The sequence below is a fragment of the Tenacibaculum todarodis genome (assembly GCF_001889045.1).
Taxonomy (GTDB): domain Bacteria; phylum Bacteroidota; class Bacteroidia; order Flavobacteriales; family Flavobacteriaceae; genus Polaribacter; species Polaribacter todarodis.
Genome location: NZ_CP018155.1, coordinates 909,659 through 930,839, shown reverse-complemented (window position 1 = coordinate 930,839; position 21,181 = coordinate 909,659). Strand labels below are relative to the sequence as shown.

Genomic DNA, 21,181 nt, shown 5'->3' with positions numbered 1-21,181 from the left:
ACTCATTTATCTGTGTTAATTCGTGAAATCTGTGTCTAAAAAATACTCCAACTAAATTTTCTTTTAACGAATTCTCAATAAAACAGAACACTTTCTAATTTGTACAGTTTTGTATGCTTTAAATTAATTAAATTTGATTGCATTTAAAATTTTGTATTATGAAAAAGTATGTTTACCTGTTTACAGCAGTTTTCTTATTAAGTATTGTTTCTTGTAAAAAGACTACAAAAGAAGTTTCTAAAACCAATGATTTTGTTGAATTTGTAAGTCATTTTCCAAAAGAGATTATTTCTACAACTGATAAAATAAAGGTGCAATTGGTAAAACCGATAGCTTCTTCTGCTATTCCAGAAAACATAATTACACTTTCTCCAAATGTAAAAGGAACAGTTTCTATTGAAGGAAATACGCTTGTGTTTACACCAACTGAAAAACTACAAGGAAATCAAGAATATATTGTAACTGCCAATTTATCAGGTATTTATACTGGTGTTCCTACGGATAAAAAAGATTTTGTTTTTAAGGTGAAAACCAAAGAACAAGTATTTGTTGTCAATAATTTTTCTCCGCAGAGTTATGATAAAAATTGGAATTATATAGACGGCGTTATAAGTGCAAACGACGTTATAGAAACTTCTAAATTAGAAAACATTGTAACGGCAACATACAAAAACAAAAACATTCCTATTCAGTTTGATGCAACTGAAAAATACGCTTCAAAAATTAGTTTTACCATTGATAGCATTCAGCGTTCTGAAAATGATGAAAAACTGGAATTATTTTGGAATGGAAAATCGATTAACTCTTCTTCAAAAGGCGAAAGGGAAATTGCTATAATTGGTAAAAGCAATTTTAAAATTACAGCAATTGATGTTTCTAAAGATGGAAATCAAGAAATAGCAATTAGTTTTTCTGATCCAATAAAAACTAATCAGAATTTAAATGGACTAATTGCTTTCAACAATACAAAAAACACCAAGTTTACCTATAAAATTGATAAAAATAAAGTAACAATTTTTCCTAAAACAGCACATAAAGAAGCTGTAGAGCTGGAAGTGTTTAGCGGAATTAAAAATACAGATGGATATTCATTAAAAGAAAATACCATTAGAAAATTATTTTTTGAACAACCAAAACCTGCTATTAGTTTTTTACAAAGCGGTACTATTTTACCAAGTTCTGAAAACTTAAAAGTAAACTTTCAAGCAGTAAATTTAAAAGCTGTTGATGCAACAGTTTACAAAGTCTATAAAGACAATATGTTGCAATTTTTACAGCAAAATAAAATAAGTAACGCTGGTTATATTCGTACAGTTGGCCGCCCAGTTGCTTCACACACTATAAACTTAGCAAGTGGTGGTTTAAAACTGGATAAAAACAATGCTTTTGCAATTGATTTAGCTGAAATTATTACGCCAGAAGCAGGTGCGATGTATCGTTTGGAATTGAATTTTATTCAAGAATATGCTGCGTATCAATGTGATGGAAAAGAGAATAACACAAGTATAATTTATGGTAAAAAAGAATTAGATGATGCGTTTTATAATTCTACAAACTACTATAACAATTATAATTACAGAAATTACAATTGGAACGATAGAGACAATCCGTGTACTTCATCTTATTACTACAATAAAAATATTACTAAAAATATTGTAGCTTCAAATTTAGGAGTTACCATAAAAAAAGGAACTAATAATTCACTTTTTATTGCAGTTACAGATTTATTAACTACAAAACCTGTAAGTAATGCAACTGTGAAATTACTTAATCTACAACAGCAAGAAGTAAAAACAACTAAAACAAGTTCAGACGGAACAGCGCGTATTGAGAATGCACCACAAGCATATTTTGCCGTTATTTCTAAAGGAAATAATACAACGTATGTAAAACTAAATGATGGTGAAGCACTTTCTATGAGTAAGTTTGATGTTTCTGGAATAAAACTTCAAAAAGGAATAAAAGGATATGTATATGGAGAACGTGGTGTTTGGCGTCCTGGAGACAATATTTTTTTAACATTTGTTTTAAATGATAATGCAAATCCGATTCCTGAAGGTCATCCAATAAAATTCGAATTAACAAATCCGCATGGAAAAATTATAGACCGTAAAATTTTGCATAAAAATCCAGAGAATGTTTATGCGTATACTACAAAAACAAATCAAGATGCGCCAACAGGAAATTGGAAAGTAAAAACTACCGTTGGTGGTGCTATTTTTAATAAAACAATAAAAGTTGAAACTATTAAACCAAATCGTTTAAAAATTAAGTTGAAAACAGATACAGAAATTTTCACTTCTGACGCTGCTGTTTCTGGTGATGTAGAAGTAAAATGGCTGCATGGAGCTATTGCAAAAAGTTTAAAATTAGATATTAACGGGAAATTCAGTCCAACAAAAACCGAATTTAAAAACTTCAAAAATTATAATTTTGATGATGTAACAAAAAGCTTTAAAACGGAAGAGTTTTCAATTTTTGATGGAAAATTATCAGCAACAGGAACTGCAAATTTTTCTGTAAAACCAACGCTGAAAAACAAAGCTCCAGGAATGTTAAAAGCTTCGTTTATTACAAAAGCCTATGAAAATGGAGGCGATTTTAGTACCGATGTTTTTAGTAAAAAACTATCTCCATTTGCTCGTTATGTTGGTGTAGAATCTCCAATTGAAAAAGGCTCTAAAAATTATTTATATACAGATAAAGAATACACGTTTAATATTGCTTCAATTACTGAAAAAGGGAAGCCAATTTCGCTAAAAAATGTTGAAGTAAAAATTTATTCTCTTTCTTGGAGATGGTGGTGGAGCACAGGAGATGATAATTTATCTCGTTATGACGGTTCTCAATTTCATAAATCGTACAAACAGCTTGTAACAAGTACTTCGTCTAACGGAAAAGGACAATTTAAATTTAAAGTTGACGAAAATGATTGGGGAAGATATTTGATAAAAGTAACCGATAAAACAGGAAAACACAGTACTTCTGAAATTGTTTATTTCGATTGGCCTTCTTGGTATAATAAAAAGAAATCGAATCAGAATAACGCTACTTTATTGCAATTTACAACCGATAAAGAAAGCTATAAAGTTGATGAAAAAGCAACCGTAAAGTTTCCTTCTTCAGTAGGCCAAAGAGCATTAATTACTATTGAAAATGGCGTAGAAGTGTTAGAGAGTTTTTGGGTGGAAACGGCTAAAAATCAAACTGAATTTACATTTCCTGTTCTAAAAACATACACGCCAAATGTATTTGTAAACATTTCATTATTGCAAAAACATAACGAAACCAAAAACGATTTACCAATAAGAATGTACGGTTCTATGCCAATGTTGGTAGAAAATCCAGCAACAAAATTACAACCTGTAATTTCGATGCCTGATGAAATTAGACCAGAAGAAAGTACAACTATAAAAGTTACGGAAACAAACGGAAAACCAATGACATATACGTTGGCTTTAGTTGATGATGGTTTGTTAGATTTAACAAGATTTAAAACACCAAATGCATGGAATGTTTTCTTTGCCAAACAATCTTTAGGTGTAAAAACTTGGGATATTTTTGATGATGTTATTGGTGCCTACGGCGGAAAAATAAATCAAATTTTGAGTATTGGTGGAGATGAAACAGAAGCAGGAAGTAAAAACAAAAAAGCAAACCGATTTAAACCAATGGTAACGTATTTAGGTCCGTTTACATTAGCTGCTGGTAAAACGCAATCTCATGTAGTAAATATTCCAAAATATATTGGTTCCGTTAGAGCAATGGTTGTTGCAAGTGATACTAAAAAAGATGCTTACGGAAGCGCAGAAAAAACTGTTTTTGTACGTAAACCTTTAATGATATTAGCTTCCTTACCAAGAAAAATTACACCATCAGAAACTGTTACATTGCCAGTTACCGTGTTTGCAATGAAAAATCATGTAAAAAATGTCTCTGTAAGTTTAAAACCAAATCCATCATTTACTGTTATTGGTAACAAAACACAAACAGTTAATTTTAAGCAACCAGATGAAAAAATGGTTTATTTTAAAGTGAAAGTAAATGATTTTAAAGGTATTGGTAAAGTAGATGTTGTGGCAAGTTCTGGAAAAGAAAAAGCTAATTATTCAGTAGAAATAGATGTTGTAAACCCGAATCCGGTTACCACAAAAACCTATGATATTGTTTTAAAAGGAAATGAAACTAAAACGTTTAACTTTAATTCTTTCGGAACTGTTGGAACTAACAAAGCAAGTGTAGAATTTTCTACGTTGCCACCAATGAATTTTACAAAACGATTGAATTACTTGGTTCGTTATCCACATGGTTGTGTAGAGCAAACAACATCTGGCGCTTTTCCGCAGTTATATTTAAGAAAGTTATTCGATTTATCGAATGAGAAAAAAGCTTCCGTAGAACGAAATATTAAACATGCAATAAGTCGATTATCTGGATTTCAATTATCAAATGGCGGATTGTCTTATTGGAGTGGAAATAACAATGCAAACGATTGGGGAACAACATACGCAGGTCATTTCTTATTAGAAGCAGAAAAACAAGGTTATGTGTTGCCAATTGGGTTTAAAAATAGCTGGGTTTCGTACCAAAAACAACAAGCACGTAATTGGAGAAAAGACAATCGATATGGAAATGAATTGGCGCAAGCCTACAGATTATATACGTTGGCTTTGGCAACAACACCAGATTTAGCTTCAATGAATCGTTTGCGTGAAACGAAAAACATTTCTAATGAATCAAAAATGAGATTAGCAATGGCGTATGCTTTAATTGGTAAAAAATCGATTGCTAAAAACATTTTAAACACATTATCTACTGAAACAAAGAAAAGAAGATATTACTATTATGGTTCTGAAACCAGAGATGATGCAATGGCTTTGGAAACGTATTCTTTGTTAAAAGATGATGTGAAGTCGATAAAATTAGCAAAAAAAATAGCTGATAAATTGTCAAGTGAGAAGTGGATGAGCACACAAACTACTTCATATAGTTTATTAGCAATTGCAAAATTTGTGATGCAAAATGAACAAGCTAAAAGTGTAAACGCAACATTTTCTTTCAATGGAAAAAATGTAAATGCAACAACAAATAAATCGCTTTTTGATACAAAACTGACTGCTATTCAGAAAGATAATTCTTTAGAAGTTAAGAATAATTCAAACGGAATTTTATATGCAACTATTACTTCAGAAGGAATTTTACCAGCTGGTAGTGAAGAAGTTTTTCAGAAAAACTTAGAAGTTTATGTTCATTATAAAACAAAAGAAGGAAAAATAATTTCTCCAAAAGAATTACAACAAGGAACTAATATTGTAGCTGAAGTATTTGTGAAAAATACATCAACCAATACTGTTGATAATGTTGCTTTAACTCAGATTTTACCTTCAGGTTGGGAGATTGTCAATACGCGTTTTACTGATTTTGGAGGGCAACAAAATACTAAAGTTGATTATACTGATATTAGAGATGATCGTGTAAATTATTACTTTTCATTAGGAAGAAATGACCAAAAAACATTTAAAATTTTACTAAATGCATCTTATTTAGGGGATTATTATTTACCAGGAACACAAGTAGAAGCAATGTATGACAATGATTATGTTGCGCGTACAAAAGGACAGTGGATTAAAGTTGTTAAGTAATGTCAACGCTTTTGTCATTCCTGCGAAAGCAGGAATCCACAAAGAGTAAGAATAGATTCCTGCCTGCGCAGGAATGACAGAAAAAGAAAATGGAAAAGCTAAAAAACATCATAAAAACGCATCCAAAGAAACTGATAGTTCTTTTGGTTTTATTGGTTGCTTATTATTTTTGTTTACCAAAGAAACTATTTAATGAACCAACTTCAACAGTAGTTTTAGCAAGTAATAACGAATTGTTAGGAGCAGTAATTGCAGATGATGGACAATGGCGATTTCCTAAATCAGATAGTATTCCTATAAAGTTTCAGCAAGCAATAGTTCAGTTTGAAGATGCTCATTTTTATAAGCATGTTGGTTTTAATCCGATTTCAATTTACAAAGCATTTCAGCAAAACAGAAAAGCAGGAAAAGTGGTTCGTGGAGGAAGTACGTTAACCCAACAAGTAATTCGTTTATCAAGAAAAAACAAGAAACGAAGCTATATAGAAAAGCTAAAAGAAGTAATTCTTGCAACGCGATTAGAATTTAGACATTCAAAAAAAGAAATTCTGAATTTATACGCTTCTAATGCACCTTTTGGTGGTAATGTTGTAGGATTAGAAATGGCTTCTTGGCGTTATTTTGGTTTAAAACCAGCGCAACTTTCTTGGGCAGAAAGTGCAACGTTGGCTGTTTTACCAAATGCTCCATCGTTAATTTATCCAGGAAAAAATCAACAAAAATTAAAAGTAAAACGTAATAAATTACTTCATAAACTATATAAAGAAGCTATAATTGATAGTATAACTTTAGAATTGGCTTTGGCTGAAGAATTACCTCAAAAACCATATAGATTACCAACAACAGCAACGCATTTAACGCAAGAAATTTCAAAAAAATACAAAGGAAATCGCATAGAAACATCTTTAGATATTCATTTACAAAAACAAGTAAATCAGTTAGTTAAAAGGCATTATAATCGTGTGAAACAAAACGAAGTTTTTAATATGGCAGTTTTGGTTTTGGATGTTAAAACCCGAAAAGTTTTAGCTTATGTTGGTAATTCGCCAACGGATAAAAAACATCAAAAAAATGTAAATAATATATTGTCTAGAAGGAGTACGGGAAGTGTTTTAAAACCCTTTTTATATGCAAGTATGCTACAATCTGGAGATTTATTACCACAACAATTGGTTTCGGATATTCCTACAGAAATTGCTGGTTATACACCTAAAAATTTTAATGAAGAATATGATGGAGCTGTTCCTGCAAATGAAGCTTTAACGCGTTCTTTGAATATCCCTGCAGTTAGAATGTTACAACGTTACGGATTGGAGAAATTTAGAGAAGATTTAAAGGAATACAATATAAATCATATTGATAGATCTGCAAATCATTATGGATTATCGTTAATTTTAGGTGGAGCAGAGGCAAGTTTATGGGATTTATGTAAAACATTTGCAGGAATGTCTTCAACGGTAAATCATTTTGAAGAATTAAAACATCAATATTATTCAAATGAATTTGTTGAACCGACTTATTTTAAAAATAAAAAAGTAAGTTTTGGTACTATTGTTAATCAACCTAAAAATATAGATGCAGGTTCTTGGTTTTTAACCTTAGAAACCTTGACAAATGTAAACCGTGTTGCAACCGATCAAGCTTGGAAATATTACGATTCTGCCCAAAAAATAGCATGGAAAACAGGAACAAGTTTTGGAAATAGAGATGCTTGGGCAATTGGAACCAACGCAAATTATGTTGTTGGTGTTTGGGTTGGAAACTCAGACGGAGAAGGTAGAGCAGATTTAACGGGTGTTGGAAGTGCATCACCTTTATTATTTAATGTGTTTAATTTATTGCCAAAATCGGATTGGTTTTTAGAACCTTTTGAAGCATTGATTGAAGAAGATATTTGTACCGAAAGTGGTTATTTGGCGTTGCCAATTTGTCCTTCAACCAAAAAAAGAATCCCACAAAACGGATTGAAATCCAAGTCATGTCCTTATCATAAAGAGATTTTGTTGAGTAAAGACAATTTGTATCGTGTAACTGCAAATTGTGAAGATATAACTTCAATTTCTAAAAAAACTTGGTTTAGTTTGCCGGCTTTAATGGCCTATTATTATAAACAAAATAATGCAGATTATAGACAACTACCAAGATTTAAAACAGGTTGTAATCCGTTAGAAAATAATACTATTTCTTTTATTTTTCCAAAGGACAAACAGACTAAAGTTAGTTTAACAAAAGGTTTTGATGGAAAGACAAACCCTGTTGTTTTTAAATTAGTACATAATAATACAGAAGCAAAAGTGTATTGGTATTTAAATGATGAATTTTTAAAAATGACAGAAAATTACCATGAAATTGCAGTAACTCCTAAAAAGGGAAAATACACATTAACAGTAATTGACGACCTTGGAAACGAAGTGAAAAAAAGTTTAGAAATTAACTAATTTGTACTTAATAAAACAGTATGGAAGTAATTATATATCCTTTTTTTTAACAATTCATAGAGAAAAATCTTAGAGCCTATAAAAAAACTATTATATTTAGCTTTTTATAAAATTTTTAAATGTTAGAATTAGCAGGAATAGTAATATTGGGAATAATTGCACAATGGTTTGCTTGGAAATTTAAGATTCCGGCAATTTTACCCTTAATTTTAATAGGTCTTTTAGTTGGGCCAATAGCAGCAGAGTTTTTAAGTGATGATAAAACTAAATGGATAGAACCTATTTGGAATGGCACAAAAGGCTTGTTTCCGGGAGAGAGTTTATACTACTTTGTTTCATTAGCAATAAGTATTATTCTTTTTGAAGGAGGTTTAACACTAAAAAGAGAAGAAATTAAAAATGTTGGTCCAGTAATTACTAAGTTAATTACTTTAGGCTCTGCAGTAACATTTTTTGGAGCAGGAATAACCGCTCATTATATTTTTGGTTTAAGTTGGGAGCTTTCGTATCTTTTTTCAGGATTAATAATTGTAACAGGTCCAACTGTAATAACACCAATATTAAGAAACATACCTTTAAAAAGAGATGTTTCTACTGTTTTAAAGTGGGAAGGAATTTTGATAGATCCAATTGGAGCTTTAGTTGCTGTCTTGGTTTTTGAATTTATTACAGCTGGTGGTGGTGGTGGATTTACTAAAACGGCATTATTAGAATTTGGTAAAATTGTTTTATTTGGAACTACTTTCGGATTTACCTTTGCACACGCTTTAGCTTTTTCAATTAATAAGAAATTGGTTCCGCATTATTTATTAAATGTTGTTTCATTATCAGCTGTTTTATCCGTTTTTGTGTTATCTGAAGCTTTTGCGCATGAATCTGGTTTGTTAGCAGTTGTAGTTATGGGAATGGTTTTAGGTAATAGTAATTTAAAAAGCTTAAAGGAATTATTGTATTTTAAAGAGTCTTTAAGTGTATTGTTAATTTCTATGCTATTTATTTTACTTTCTGCTAATATTAACATTCAAGATTTAATGCTTTTATATTCATGGAATACTTTAATTTTATTTGCTATAGTTGTATTTGTAATTAGGCCAATTGCTGTTTTTTTAAGTACTCATAATTCTAATTTAAAATTTAACGAAAAACTTTTTATTAGTTGGGTTGGTCCAAGAGGAATTGTAGCAGCAGGTATTGCTTCTCTATTTGGGAGTAAATTAATAAAACAAGGTGTTTCTGGAGCAGAATATATTACACCTTTAGTTTTTATGATTGTATTAGGAACTGTACTTTTAAACGCAACCACAGCAAGATTATTTGCTAAAATGGTTGGTGTTTTCTTAAAAAGCTCTAATGCAATTTTAATTGTTGGAGCTTCTGGGCCAGCTAGGTTAATTGCTAGTTATTTAAGAGATTACGGAAAAAGAGTAGTATTAATAGATTCAAATAAAAATTATATTGATAAAGCCAATAAATCTAATTTAGAAGCTTTTTCTGTAGATATTTACGGCGATAATTTAGCTGATAATATAGAGTTAAATGATGTTGGCTATTTACTTTCTATGACCGGAAGTGAAGCTGTAAATGAATATGCAATTAATAACTTTTCTAAAGAATTTGGAGAACATGGAGCTTATAGGTTAGCAACTTCTGAAGAAATTAGACAAAACTCAGTAAATAATAAAGTTAATTATCTTACACCAAAGGACGATTATATTAATTTAAGTGAAGCGTTTAGAAAGAACCCAGAAATTTATGAAATAAAAATTAATAATGAAGAAGAATACATCGAGACGTTTTCTAAACTTTATAATGAGGTAAAATCTGTTCCGTTATTTGTAAAGAATGGTAAAAACTTATATTTAATTCCTGAATTTGAAAATAAAAATGAAAAGAAAGAAAATATTTCTCTGGTTTATTTAGGTAAAAATGTAAATGTTAAAGAAGAATTACATGTCTAGTTGAAACTTTATACGTAGTTCTTCTAATAATGGGTTTTTCTCTTTTAATTTATCAAATTTTTCTTGAGGAGTATAAGCAAACTTTTTTTCAACTGTTTCACTAACATCGAGTTCCAAGTTAATTCCGTAGTTGTTAAGAGAGCTTCTTAAGAATGAAACTAATTTAGTACTTCCTGTTTTTAATTGACCTTTCATTAATTCATTAGGTAATGTAAAACTAATTTTAAAATCTGCTAATAATTTTGGTTCGCTAGAACTCATACCATAAGCCATGTTCTTTTCACCTTGTTTAATTAGCTTTTGTTGATATAAATTCCAACTCTTAATTAGTTCTTTTTGAGTAAAAGGAGTTCTAGGATGATTATCGTAGTTTTCTTCAACAACACTTTTGGTATTGTCAACCTTTTTTTCCAAAACAGATTTTAAAGAAAATGCTGAAGAACGCCTCTTGGTAGTTTTAAGAACAGGAGTTTTTAAAGTTGCTTTAGGTTTTTCAATAACAGTTTTTTGTACTGTTACAGGTTTCTTTTCTAAAGGTTTTGGTTTTGCAATTTCTTTAACAGCAGGAGATAAGGCAGTAAAAAAAGTAGCTGGAATTATGTAGTTAGCTGACTTTTTTTTTTCTCCATCAAAAGTGATAGAGGCAATTTGCATTAATGTTAGTTCTACCAACAATCGCTGATTTTTACTAGCTCTATATTTTAAATCACAATCATTTGCTTTATCAATAGACGTTAATAAAAACTGCAAAGTTGCTTTTGTAGCTTGTTCTAAATACTTCTTTTTAGTATTGTCTCCAACTTCTAATAAGGCAACAGTAGCTTTATCTTTAGCTACTAATAAGTCTCTAAAATGACTTGCTAAACCGTTAATAAAATGCTGTCCGTCAAAACCTTTAGATAAAATAGTATTGAAGTTAACCAATACTTCTGGAATTTTATTTTCCAATAACAAGTCTGTCATAGAAAAATAAGCATCATAATCTAAAACATTTAAGTTTTCGGTTACAGCTTCACGCGTTAAATTATTTCCAGAAAAACTAACAACTCTATCAAAAATTGATAAAGCATCTCGCATTGCACCATCGGCTTTTTGAGCTATTATGTGCAACGCATCATCATCTGCCGTTATATTTTCTTTCTCACAAATTGTTTTTAGATAATTTTTAGCATCTAAAACACCAATTCGTTTAAAATCGAATATTTGACAACGAGATAATATAGTTGGAATAATTTTATGCTTTTCTGTAGTAGCTAAAATGAAAATAGCATGTGCTGGCGGTTCTTCTAACGTTTTTAAAAACGCATTAAATGCAGAAGCAGAAAGCATGTGCACCTCATCAATAATATATATTTTATACTTACCTATTTGTGGCGGAATACGAACTTGCTCAGTAAGATTTCTAATGTCATCTACCGAGTTGTTAGACGCCGCATCCAATTCAAAAATATTGAAAGCAAAATCTTCATCTTCAGAAGAAAGCGCCGCATCTTGTTGATTTATTTTCTTAGCCAAAATACGCGCACAAGAAGTTTTACCAACTCCACGTGGTCCAGTAAATAATAAAGCTTGCGCTAAATGGTTGTTTTTTATAGCATTTTCTAACGTATTAGTTATGGCTTGTTGCCCAACAACATCCTCAAAGTTTTGAGGGCGATATTTACGTGCAGATACTATAAAATGTTCCATTAATTATTATAAATTTGAATAACAAAAGTAAGTATCTATCTAGCATTTTACAACTATCATTCTTAACAAAATGCTAAAGTTGTAAACAATTGTACGAACTCTTGTTTTGATACGACCAAATAATAGAATCTAGTTATTTTTTGAAGAATTAATAATTTTGAATCTTTAAGACATAAAATATATTAAACATGAAGTTTTCCAAGGCATTACTATTTTTAACATTGATAACAGTTACATTATTTAGCTTTTCTTCGGAAGAAAAAATGGCAGATAATATTGTTTTTCAACCTCAAGAAGGAACTGAGGTAGCGTATTTTGCAAGCGGATGTTTTTGGTGTGTAGAAGCTATATTTGAAAGTGTAAGTGGAGTAGAAGAAGCTGTTTCTGGTTATGCTGGTGGGCACACTAAAAATCCAACTTATAAATCTATAGGAACAGGTAGAACAGGACATTCAGAAACTGTTGCTGTTTATTACAATCCGGAGGTTGTGAGTTTTAAAACCTTGGTTGATGTGTTTTATGGTTCTCATAATCCAACTACTGTAAATGGACAACATCCAGATTATGGTTCGCAATATCGTTCCATAGCTTTTTATAAAACGGAAGCAGAAAAACAAATTATAAATGCTGCTATTTCAAAATTAAATAAAGAGAAATACAATGGTAAAATAGTTACTGAAGTTACAAGATTTACTAAGTTTTATAAAGCAGAAGAGTATCACCAAGATTATGAGAAATTACATCCTGAAAATCCTTATATACAAAATGTATCTATTCCAAGGTTAAATGCTTTTAAAAGTAAGTTTCCTCAGTTATTGAAAAAAAGTAAACATTAAGTTTTTTAGAATGTGTTTGTGTTATGAAAAGTTGCGATTTTGTGCCATCGTTATTTTCCGCAGGAAAATATAAGATTGCAAAAAAGCAACTATTTTTGGTTAAGCTAAAAGTAGCAATTTTTTATGCACGGTGTTGCCATTTCGTTGTTTTTAATGTTTTACTATTATACAATTATTGTCTTTCACATATTTTTCAAACTCTTCTTTTGAATTCAAAATGAAACTTTCATCGTCCATTGTAACGACTAAATATCTTCCGTTTTGATTGAAATATGCTATTTCTTTTCTGTCCATTATTTAATCCATTTTTAAAACATCTTCTCCGTCTTTTCTGAAAACTGAACCAGTTCTTCTATATTTCATTTTTGTCCCATCGACACACAACTGATAAACTGCGTTTCCAAGTTGTTCAGAAAGTGATAAAAGAATAATTTTTTTCTCGTCAATTCCTAAATCTACTGAAATATGTTTTTTTAAATCATCGACTCTTGTTCCCATTCTTTTCCAAGAAGAACTCTTTTTCCATTTAGGTTCTTTAAAATTTGCATCAACTACACAAGAATTTTTCGGTTTAGTATCAGGATTAAGATATTCCCACGTTTTGTCATCTTTCAAAAGTACTTTTTTTCCGTCTTCTGTTGTTGCAATTTTTGTTTGAGCAAATGACAATGATGTAATCAGAAGTAAGTTGATAAAAATTATTTTTTTCATATTTGAGTTTTTATTAATTCCGTTTGAGTTTGAGTGAGCCACAATGAATGCCAACGGTTTTGTATATGGAAAGTTGCGTGTTTGCGTACGAGGATTTTCCGAAGGAAAATCAGATGTAGCAAACGTGCAACGACCTTTTGATTTAGCACAAAACAGCAATTTTTTATATACGGTGTTAGGCAACGTAATTTTCTTTCCATCCATTCGTTTTAGCTATCAATTCTGGATATAAACAAGATGAATTTCCGTCTTGTGAAACCAAAATTTTAATTGAATCGCCAATTGATTTATTATTTGTTAAAGCAAAATTATTAGTTCTCGATTTTGTAACGTTATTTCCATATTCATAATGCACATCCATTGACGAACCAAATTTTGAAAATGTGAAACCTTTATTATGGCTTATTGAAACTATTTTTCCCTCCATAATTCTGCCTGTTTTATATAATGAGATTTCCTTATTTATTCTTGAGTATAGAAGATAACAAAGAATTAGTCCAATTAAGAGTATAACTCCAGCTATGTAATACATAAAATCCATATTAAAAGTGTACTGCTCAAATTCTGTCGGTATTGATTGTCCATTCAAATGTTTAATTGGAATTATATCTCCAATTTTTAAATTATCAGTTTTTTCTGGTTCAAAAACACTAAACTTTGATTCCGTTTTCTGTCCGTTGTTGTCAAATTCATAAGTCAAAATTTGTGGATTATTTCCATTGATAGTTATGTTATCAATTCCTTTGATTCCAGTTAGAGTAGCATTTGCTGTTATTCCATCAGATTGAATCTTTTCAGCGTTTTCAATAAATGGAAAACTATTTCCTAATGAATTCATCATTAAGCCCATTGGAAGAAAAAGAAGTAATGCAAATGCAATTCCTTGAAATGCAAAAAGTAGTAATATTGGTCTGATTTTAGCTCTTTGCCAAATGGTTTTGAAGTTGGTTTTTCTTTCTGTCAATGTCGTTTCTCTTTATGTTGCCTAACGTGTTATACAGTAATTTTTATTACTCGTATCCCTTAAATAGAATAGGATAAGGAAACCTTTTTGTTACTGTTATCCCAAAGATAACTTTTTTATTTAAGTTTTTTTAGGGTATAATTATATTCATCAAACAAAAAAACTCACAATTTTCATTATGAGTTTTTAAGTATTTTAAAGAGTTTATCCTCTATAAATTTGTTCGTATAAATCGTTGTAAATCTTTTTTATTACAGTTCGTTTCATTTTCATTGTTGGCGTAAGGTGGCCAGCTTCTAAAGTCCATTCGTCTGGTGTTAACTTAAAGACTTTAATTTGTTCCCATTTACCAAAACAGCTATTACAAACTTTTACAGCTTTTGTAAACTGCTCTAAAACTTTTTCATTTGCAATTAATTCTTCGTTATTAGAGTAGGTTATATTGTTTTCTTTTGCCCATTCTTTTAAATACTCAAAATTGGGTTGAATAATTGCAGCAGGCATTTTTTCTCCTTCTCCAACAACCATAACTTGTTCAATAAATAAAGATTGTTTTAATTCTCCTTCTAGTAAAGGTGGTACAACGTATTTACCTCCAGAAGTTTTAAACATTTCTTTAGTTCTTCCTGTAATTTTTAAAAAACCGTCTGTATCAATTTCTCCTTTATCACCTGAATGGAAATAACCGTCTTTTATTACTTCGGCAGTTTTTTCTGGATCTTTATAGTAACCTTGCATTACGTTTGGTCCTTTTATTAAAATTTCTCCATTTTCAGCAATTTTAACTTCTACGTCTTTAATAACTTTACCTACAGTACCAACTCTAAAGCCTCTTTCTCCGTTTACTTCAACAAAATTAACAGAAGTAACTGGAGATGTTTCTGTTAATCCATAACCTTCCATAATTGGCATTCCTGCTGCTGCAAAAATACGTGTTAAACGTGGTTGTAGAGCTGCGCTTCCAGAAACCATTATTTTTAAGTTACCACCTAAAGCAGCTTGCCATTTAGAAAAGATAAGCTTACGAGCTAAGCCTAGTTGTTTTTCATACCACCATCCGTTTTGTCCGTATGGTTCATAGCGCAAACCTAAATTTACAGCCCAGAAAAATAATTTCTTTTTTATTCCTGTTAAATCTTCACCTTTTAAGATAATTTTATCGTATATTTTTTCATATAAACGAGGTACAGCCGTCATAACATCTGGCTTAATTTCTTGTGCGTTTTCGGTTAATTTATCAATTCCTTCAGCAAAATAAATTTCTGCACCACAAAATTGATATAAATACAGTATCATTCTTTCAAATACATGACAAACAGGTAAAAAGCTTAATGCTTTGTCTTTACCGTATTCTAAAGGAACTGGATCGTCACTAGCTAACACATTAGAAACAATGTTTCCGTGAGATAACATAACGCCTTTAGGTCTTCCTGTGGTTCCTGAAGTATATATTAAGGTTGCTAAATCGTTTGGAGTTACTGCATTTTTTCTTGCTTCAACTTCTTCTTGGTTACTAGTATCTTTACCAAGTTCTAAGACTTCATTCCAATTTTTTTCTTCACTAATATCGTCAAAAGTAAACACTTCTTTTATACTAGTGTTTCCTTTAATTTGATTAAGTTTTTCAAGTATAGTTGAATCTGAAACAAAACAATAAGTTGCTTCAGAATGATTTAAAACATACTCATAATCTTCTTTAGAAATTGTAGGATAAATAGGTACATTTTGTGCGCCAACTTGTAAAATACCAATATCACAAATATTCCACTCTGTTCTATTGGTAGTAGAAATTATAGCAATTTTATCATTAGCTTTAATACCTAGTTTTAACAATCCTCTACTTATAGCATTCGCTTTATCTATATATTCTTTGGAAGAAGTAGAAACCCATTTACCATTGTATTTTGTGGTTAAAGCTTTGTTTAGATTGTATTTTTCTAATTGATAATAAGGAAAATCAAAAATGCGTGTAATTTCTATTGCCATAAATTTCTATTTTGAAGAACTGCAAAGTAGTAAATTTACATTGATTTAACAAATAGAAAATTTATTGGTTCTTAATTAAGAATTATATATTTTTTGGTACAATTTTTTGTATTTTTCTTTAATTACCTTTCTTTTTATTTTCATAGTAGGGGTAAGGCACTCATTTTCAATTGTCCAAGGTTCTGGGGTGATTTCGAAACGCTTTATTTGTTCCCATTTACCAAATTTTTTATTGTAAAAATCTACTTCTTCTTGTATTCTTTCTATTAATTTTTTATCAGAAGTAACGTCGGTAATTTTATGATGATGTCTTTTAGCCCAATCTTCAATAAATTCAAACTGAACTTGTATGAATGCTGCAGGCATTTTTTCACCTTCACCAATAACCATTATTTGTTCTATAAAACGTGATTGTTTAAACTCGCTTTCTAATGCTGCAGGAGCAATGTATTTTCCTCCAGAGGTTTTAAAAATTTCTTTTTTACGGTCTGTAATTGTTAAAAAGCCTTCATTGTCAAGTTCTCCAATATCTCCAGTATGTAAATAACCGTTAATAATGGTTTTTTTAGTTAACTCATCATTTTTATAGTAGCCTAACATTACGTTTTCTCCTTTCATTAAAATTTCTCCATCTTCGGCAATTTTAATTTCAACACCTTCTAAAGGTTTTCCAACGGTTCCTATTTTTAAATTGTTGTTTCTTAGGTCATTTACTGTTCCTCCAGGTGAAGATTCGGTCATTCCGTATCCTTCAAAAACAGGAATTCCTGCTGCTGTAAAAACTCTAATTAAGCGTTGTTGTAGAGGAGCGCTTCCAGAAACCATAAACTCTAAGTTATTTCCTAAAGCTTCTCTCCATTTAGAGAAAATAATTTTATTTGCAATGTTAAGTTTAAAATGATACCAATTTCCATTCTTATGATAAGGCTCGTATTTTTCAGCTAACGCTAATGCCCAAAAGAATAATTGTTTCTTTAGACCTTTTAAATTACTGCCTTTATCTATGATTTTATCAAATATTTTTTCTAGTAATCTAGGAACAACTGCTAAAAAATGAGGTTTTACTTCTCTAATATTGTCTCCAATGGTTTCCAAGCTTTCTGCAAAATAAACTTCAAACCCTTTGTATAAATTATAATATGATGCAGTTCTTTCGTAAATATGGCAAATAGGTAAGTAGCTTAGAATACGTTTTTTAGAAGAATTTAAGTTAAATGCTTTGTCAGTTTTAAAAACAGTAAAAACAATATTATTATGACTTAACATCACGCCTTTTGGAGTTCCTGTTGTTCCTGAAGTGTAAATGATGGTTGCTAAATGGTCTGGTTTTACATTGTTTTTTAATTTTTCAATTTCTGAACTATATTCTTTATTAGTACCGATTTCTAAGAAATTAGAAAAACCGTAGTCTGTTTCTAATTCTTCTAAAGAGAAAATGCCTTTAAGTTGTGTTTTACTTTCTATAGATTTTACTTTGTTATATAGATCGTTATTGGATACAAAACAATATTGTGCATCAGAATGATTTAAAATATATTCATAATCCTTTTCTGAGAGAGTAGCGTATAAAGGAACGTTTTGTGCGCCGATTTGCAAGATACCTGTATCTAGAATATGCCAATTAGGATTGTTATTTTCCGTTATAACTGCTATTTTATCATTTGGTTTAACACCTAATTTTAATAAAGAGCTGCTTACTTTGTTTGCTGAATTAATTAATTTTTCAGTGGAAATAGATTTCCATTCATCATTAACTTTGTAATTGTAGCATTTTTCTTGAGGGTAGTTTACTAGTTGATTATAAGCAAAATCAAAAATACGTGTTATAGTTTTAGACATAAAAAGAGTTTATGCTGCTAAAGCTAATAAAAAAAATCGGTTTCTGTAAAAACAGTAACCGATTTAAGAATTCATAAATTAGCCCCCTAACTCTAATTTATTAAACAAATATAATTATATTTTTCTTATTAGCATGTGTTTTTATTAAATTTAAATGAATACTTTAATAAACAGAACAACTTTACTTTAAGTAAATGTAGTTAAATTGCTGTTTTTAAGCGTGTTGTAATTTTTTTGGTTTAATTGTGTTCATGTGTTTTTTTAATGATAATTTGTAATAAAATATCACATCCTTCTATAATTTCTTCATCAGAAATATTTAATGGAGGTGTAATTCTAATTGCATTTTTCTCAAAAAGTAACCAAAATAATATCAATCCTTTATCTAAACTTTCTAAAATCACTTCGGAAGTAACTTCAGGATTTTCCATAATTATAGCTAACATTAAACCTTTTCCTCTTATTTCTTTTATTGCGGAATGTTTTAAATGTTTTCTAATTAATTCTTCTTTCCTTAATGTTTCATTTATTAAAGAAGAAGATGTTATTTCGTTTACAGTTGCTAAACCAGCAGCCGCAATAACAGGATGACCTCCAAAGGTTGTAATATGACCTAATTTTGGATTGTCTTTTAAAATATTCATTATTTCTAAAGAAGATATAAAAGCACCAATTGGCATTCCGCCACCTAAACCTTTACCAGCAATAATAATATCTGGAACAACATTGTAATTTTCAAATCCCCAAAATTTTCCTGTACGCCCAATACCGGTTTGTATTTCATCTAAAATTAACAAAGCACCAACTTGGTTACAACGTTCTTTTATTTTCTGTAAATAATTATTCTTAGGTTCAATAAAACCAGCGCCACCTTGTATTGTTTCTAATATTACTGCGGCAGTTTTGGTTGTTATCTTTTCAATATCAATTATATTGTTAAATTCAATAAACTTAACACCAGGAATTAACGGTCTAAAAGAACTATTTTGTTCTTCAGCACCACAAACGCTCATTGCACCTTGTGTATTACCGTGATATGCGTTCTTAGCTGAAATTATCTCGCTACGTTCTGTAAATCTTTTAGCTAGCTTTAAAGCACCTTCTGTTGCCTCAGTTCCTGAATTTGTTAAATATATAGATTGAAGGTTTTCAGGTAAAGTTTTTGCTAAAGCTTTGCATAACTGTAATTGTGGTTGCTGAATAAACTCTCCATAAACCATTACATGATCGTAAGTTTCTAGTTGTTCTTTTACTGCGTTAACAACTTTTGGATGACTGTGTCCTAAGCTATTTGCAGAAACTCCAGCAACAAAATCTAAATATTTTTTCCCTTTAGCATCATAAATATAACTTCCTTTAGCATGAGAAATTTCTATAGCAAGTGGGTGAGGAGTTGTTTGTGCTTGGTATTTATAAAAGTCTGATTTCATTATAAACCTTTCTTTAAACTTTTACGAGTATTCTTTCTATCGGAAGCTATCTTTTTTTTCTTTGTAGCGTTTTCCCTGGCAAAATTCAATTTTGCATTTTGTACATCAATATTTTCTTTTACCTCAGTTTTTTCATCTTTGGTAAAAATGTCTTGCATAACCTTTGGTTGCTCTTTTTCTCTCCAGATAAAACCTTTGAGTTTTCTGTCTTCTTTGGGATAATCTAAAGGTGGATATGTTATTCCTTCAGATTTTGTGTAATATTTTATTGTACTAATTTCATTATTTTCTAGTTCAAATTCAATACTACTAGCTATTTCTTTTGTAATAGTTTCTAGCTTATTTGTTTTTTCATTTCTACTAAAAAAAACAGATTCAGCATTTCCTTTTACCCATAAAGTTCTTAACTCATTTTCAATAAATTTACCGTAAATGTTTCTACCTTTTATTTGGTTGAAATCATCATCTGCTAATGAGTCTTTTTGAATTATTAAAGCATTGTTTAATACTTTTAAAGAGTCTAGTTTATTTGTTTCTAAATTTGATACTAAATGAATTGTATCTCCAGTAATTTGTTGTTTTCCAGACCAAAGAACTGGATTTCTAAACATTCTTGTTAATCCTGTTGTTTGATCTGTATGAATAGAATCGCACTTTCCTTGTAAGTCAGATTTAAAAATCTTTACATTATTAAAAGTTCTTACTATTCTGTTTTCTGGTTTTCCGGTTACTAAGATTTTATCTCCATGCATGTATAAAGAATCTTTTTCTAAAACAGAAATTGCCACGGCTTTATCTATAATAAAAAGGGAATCTTTTTCTTCAAATATTTCAGCATAATTTCCCTTTGTAACAAAGTTTTTTACAGTGTCTATAACTGTTATATTGTTTGTAGCAGAAGCAAATCCTTTACGTTTGTCGTAATACAAACTATCTCCTTCAATAGTTCTTTCTTTTAAAAATAACTTTGCGTTTTTAACAAAGTAAGAAACATCAGTTTTTGTGTTATAAAAACCTCTTTCGCTATATAGTTTATTCTTATTCTTGTTATTTGTAACGGTTGAAGGCCCATATAAATAGGCTATTCCTGTGTTTGTGTAATATTCTAAATGATTGGATTCTAGGTTGTTTTCTGGATTTGTAACAGTTACGTTAGATTTTGCAATAAACTTTTTATTTCTAAGTAAATAGGTTCCTCCAATACTTTTTAAGGTATTTGTTTTGTCTTGGATAGTTCCTCCAGTTTTGTAAAATAGTTTCTGATTTATTCTATCAAAATGAAGTGTATCTGTCTTTAGTTTCATTGTAGGGTCATTCATTTCTACATTTCCCCAAGAAACAGCTTGTTTTGTATTTCCGTTGTAATCTGCGTAATCGCTATATTGAATTATAGAATCTCCTTGTTCAATTATAACTTCACCTAAAGCTTTAAAAAGGTTTTTGTTTCTATAGTATAATGCTTTTTGAGAGTCTAATGTTACACCTTCGTGTATCATGTGTACATTACCTATTAATATAATTGCTCCTGGATACTTGTCTTCATCTGCAGACTGAATTTTAGCAGTGTAATTAATTCTCTTTTGCTGAGAAAAAGTATAAGCAGTAATAAATAGTGCTAAAAAAAGAAATATTCTTTTCAAAAGTTTTGTTTTAAAGTGGAACAAAAATAATGAAAAGAATATTGTTGA

Annotated in this window: 11 protein-coding genes; 4 read left to right on the top strand and 7 right to left on the bottom strand. The window is 30.0% G+C overall.

Annotated elements, in window-relative coordinates; all coding sequences use genetic code 11:
• The first annotated feature begins 158 nt into the window (after nucleotides 1–158).
• From LPB136_RS04265 to LPB136_RS04255, 3 genes are all read left to right on the top strand, one after another.
• A complete protein-coding gene (locus LPB136_RS04265; RefSeq protein WP_072554949.1) occupies nucleotides 159–5,642 on the top strand; it encodes an Ig-like domain-containing alpha-2-macroglobulin family protein in 5,484 nt (1,827 codons plus the stop codon).
• An 89-nt stretch (nucleotides 5,643–5,731) separates the two neighbouring features.
• A complete protein-coding gene (pbpC, locus tag LPB136_RS04260; RefSeq protein WP_072554948.1) occupies nucleotides 5,732–8,080 on the top strand; it encodes a penicillin-binding protein 1C in 2,349 nt (782 codons plus the stop codon).
• Nucleotides 8,081–8,199: 119 nt separating this feature from the next.
• Nucleotides 8,200–10,038: a cation:proton antiporter gene (locus tag LPB136_RS04255; protein WP_072554947.1), complete on the top strand. Its 1,839-nt coding sequence runs from the start codon at nucleotides 8,200–8,202 to the stop codon at nucleotides 10,036–10,038.
• Here LPB136_RS04255 and dnaX read toward each other — a convergent pair.
• Nucleotides 10,027–11,727 carry a DNA polymerase III subunit gamma/tau gene (dnaX, locus tag LPB136_RS04250; protein WP_072554946.1) on the bottom strand — a complete coding sequence of 567 codons (1,701 nt, stop codon included), beginning with the start codon at nucleotides 11,725–11,727 and terminating at the stop codon, nucleotides 10,027–10,029. The genes LPB136_RS04255 and dnaX overlap by 12 nt on opposite strands.
• 188 nt (nucleotides 11,728–11,915) lie before the next feature.
• Between dnaX and msrA the strand changes: the two genes are divergently transcribed.
• The gene (msrA, locus tag LPB136_RS04245) at nucleotides 11,916–12,563 is read left to right on the top strand and encodes a peptide-methionine (S)-S-oxide reductase MsrA (RefSeq protein WP_072554945.1); all 648 of its coding nucleotides are present in this window, start codon (nucleotides 11,916–11,918) and stop codon (nucleotides 12,561–12,563) included.
• A gap of 297 nt (nucleotides 12,564–12,860) precedes the next feature.
• Here msrA and LPB136_RS04240 read toward each other — a convergent pair whose 3' ends face one another.
• The 6 genes from LPB136_RS04240 to LPB136_RS04215 all read right to left on the bottom strand — a co-directional run bounded on the left by LPB136_RS04240 (nucleotide 12,861) and on the right by LPB136_RS04215 (nucleotide 21,133).
• Complete coding sequence (locus LPB136_RS04240; protein WP_158009596.1) at nucleotides 12,861–13,274, bottom strand: DUF3157 family protein; 414 nt, start codon at nucleotides 13,272–13,274, stop codon at nucleotides 12,861–12,863.
• 175 nt (nucleotides 13,275–13,449) lie between these two features.
• Nucleotides 13,450–14,238, bottom strand: a complete 789-nt coding sequence (locus tag LPB136_RS04235) for a hypothetical protein (protein ID WP_158009595.1) — start codon at nucleotides 14,236–14,238, stop codon at nucleotides 13,450–13,452.
• Between the two features lie 204 nt (nucleotides 14,239–14,442).
• Entirely contained in the window at nucleotides 14,443–16,224 is a 1,782-nt protein-coding gene (locus LPB136_RS04230) for an AMP-dependent synthetase/ligase (protein ID WP_072554942.1), read from the bottom strand.
• A 75-nt stretch (nucleotides 16,225–16,299) separates the two neighbouring features.
• Nucleotides 16,300–18,063 (bottom strand): AMP-dependent synthetase/ligase, encoded by a 1,764-nt coding sequence (locus LPB136_RS04225; RefSeq protein WP_072554941.1) that lies wholly within the window; start codon nucleotides 18,061–18,063, stop codon nucleotides 16,300–16,302.
• A 239-nt stretch (nucleotides 18,064–18,302) separates the two neighbouring features.
• The gene (locus tag LPB136_RS04220; RefSeq protein WP_072554940.1) at nucleotides 18,303–19,493 is read right to left on the bottom strand and encodes an aspartate aminotransferase family protein; all 1,191 of its coding nucleotides are present in this window, start codon (nucleotides 19,491–19,493) and stop codon (nucleotides 18,303–18,305) included.
• The gene (locus tag LPB136_RS04215; protein WP_072554939.1) at nucleotides 19,493–21,133 is read right to left on the bottom strand and encodes an OstA-like protein; all 1,641 of its coding nucleotides are present in this window, start codon (nucleotides 21,131–21,133) and stop codon (nucleotides 19,493–19,495) included. Before LPB136_RS04215 ends, LPB136_RS04220 begins: the two co-directional genes overlap by 1 nt.
• Between the last annotated feature and the right edge of the window lie 48 nt (nucleotides 21,134–21,181).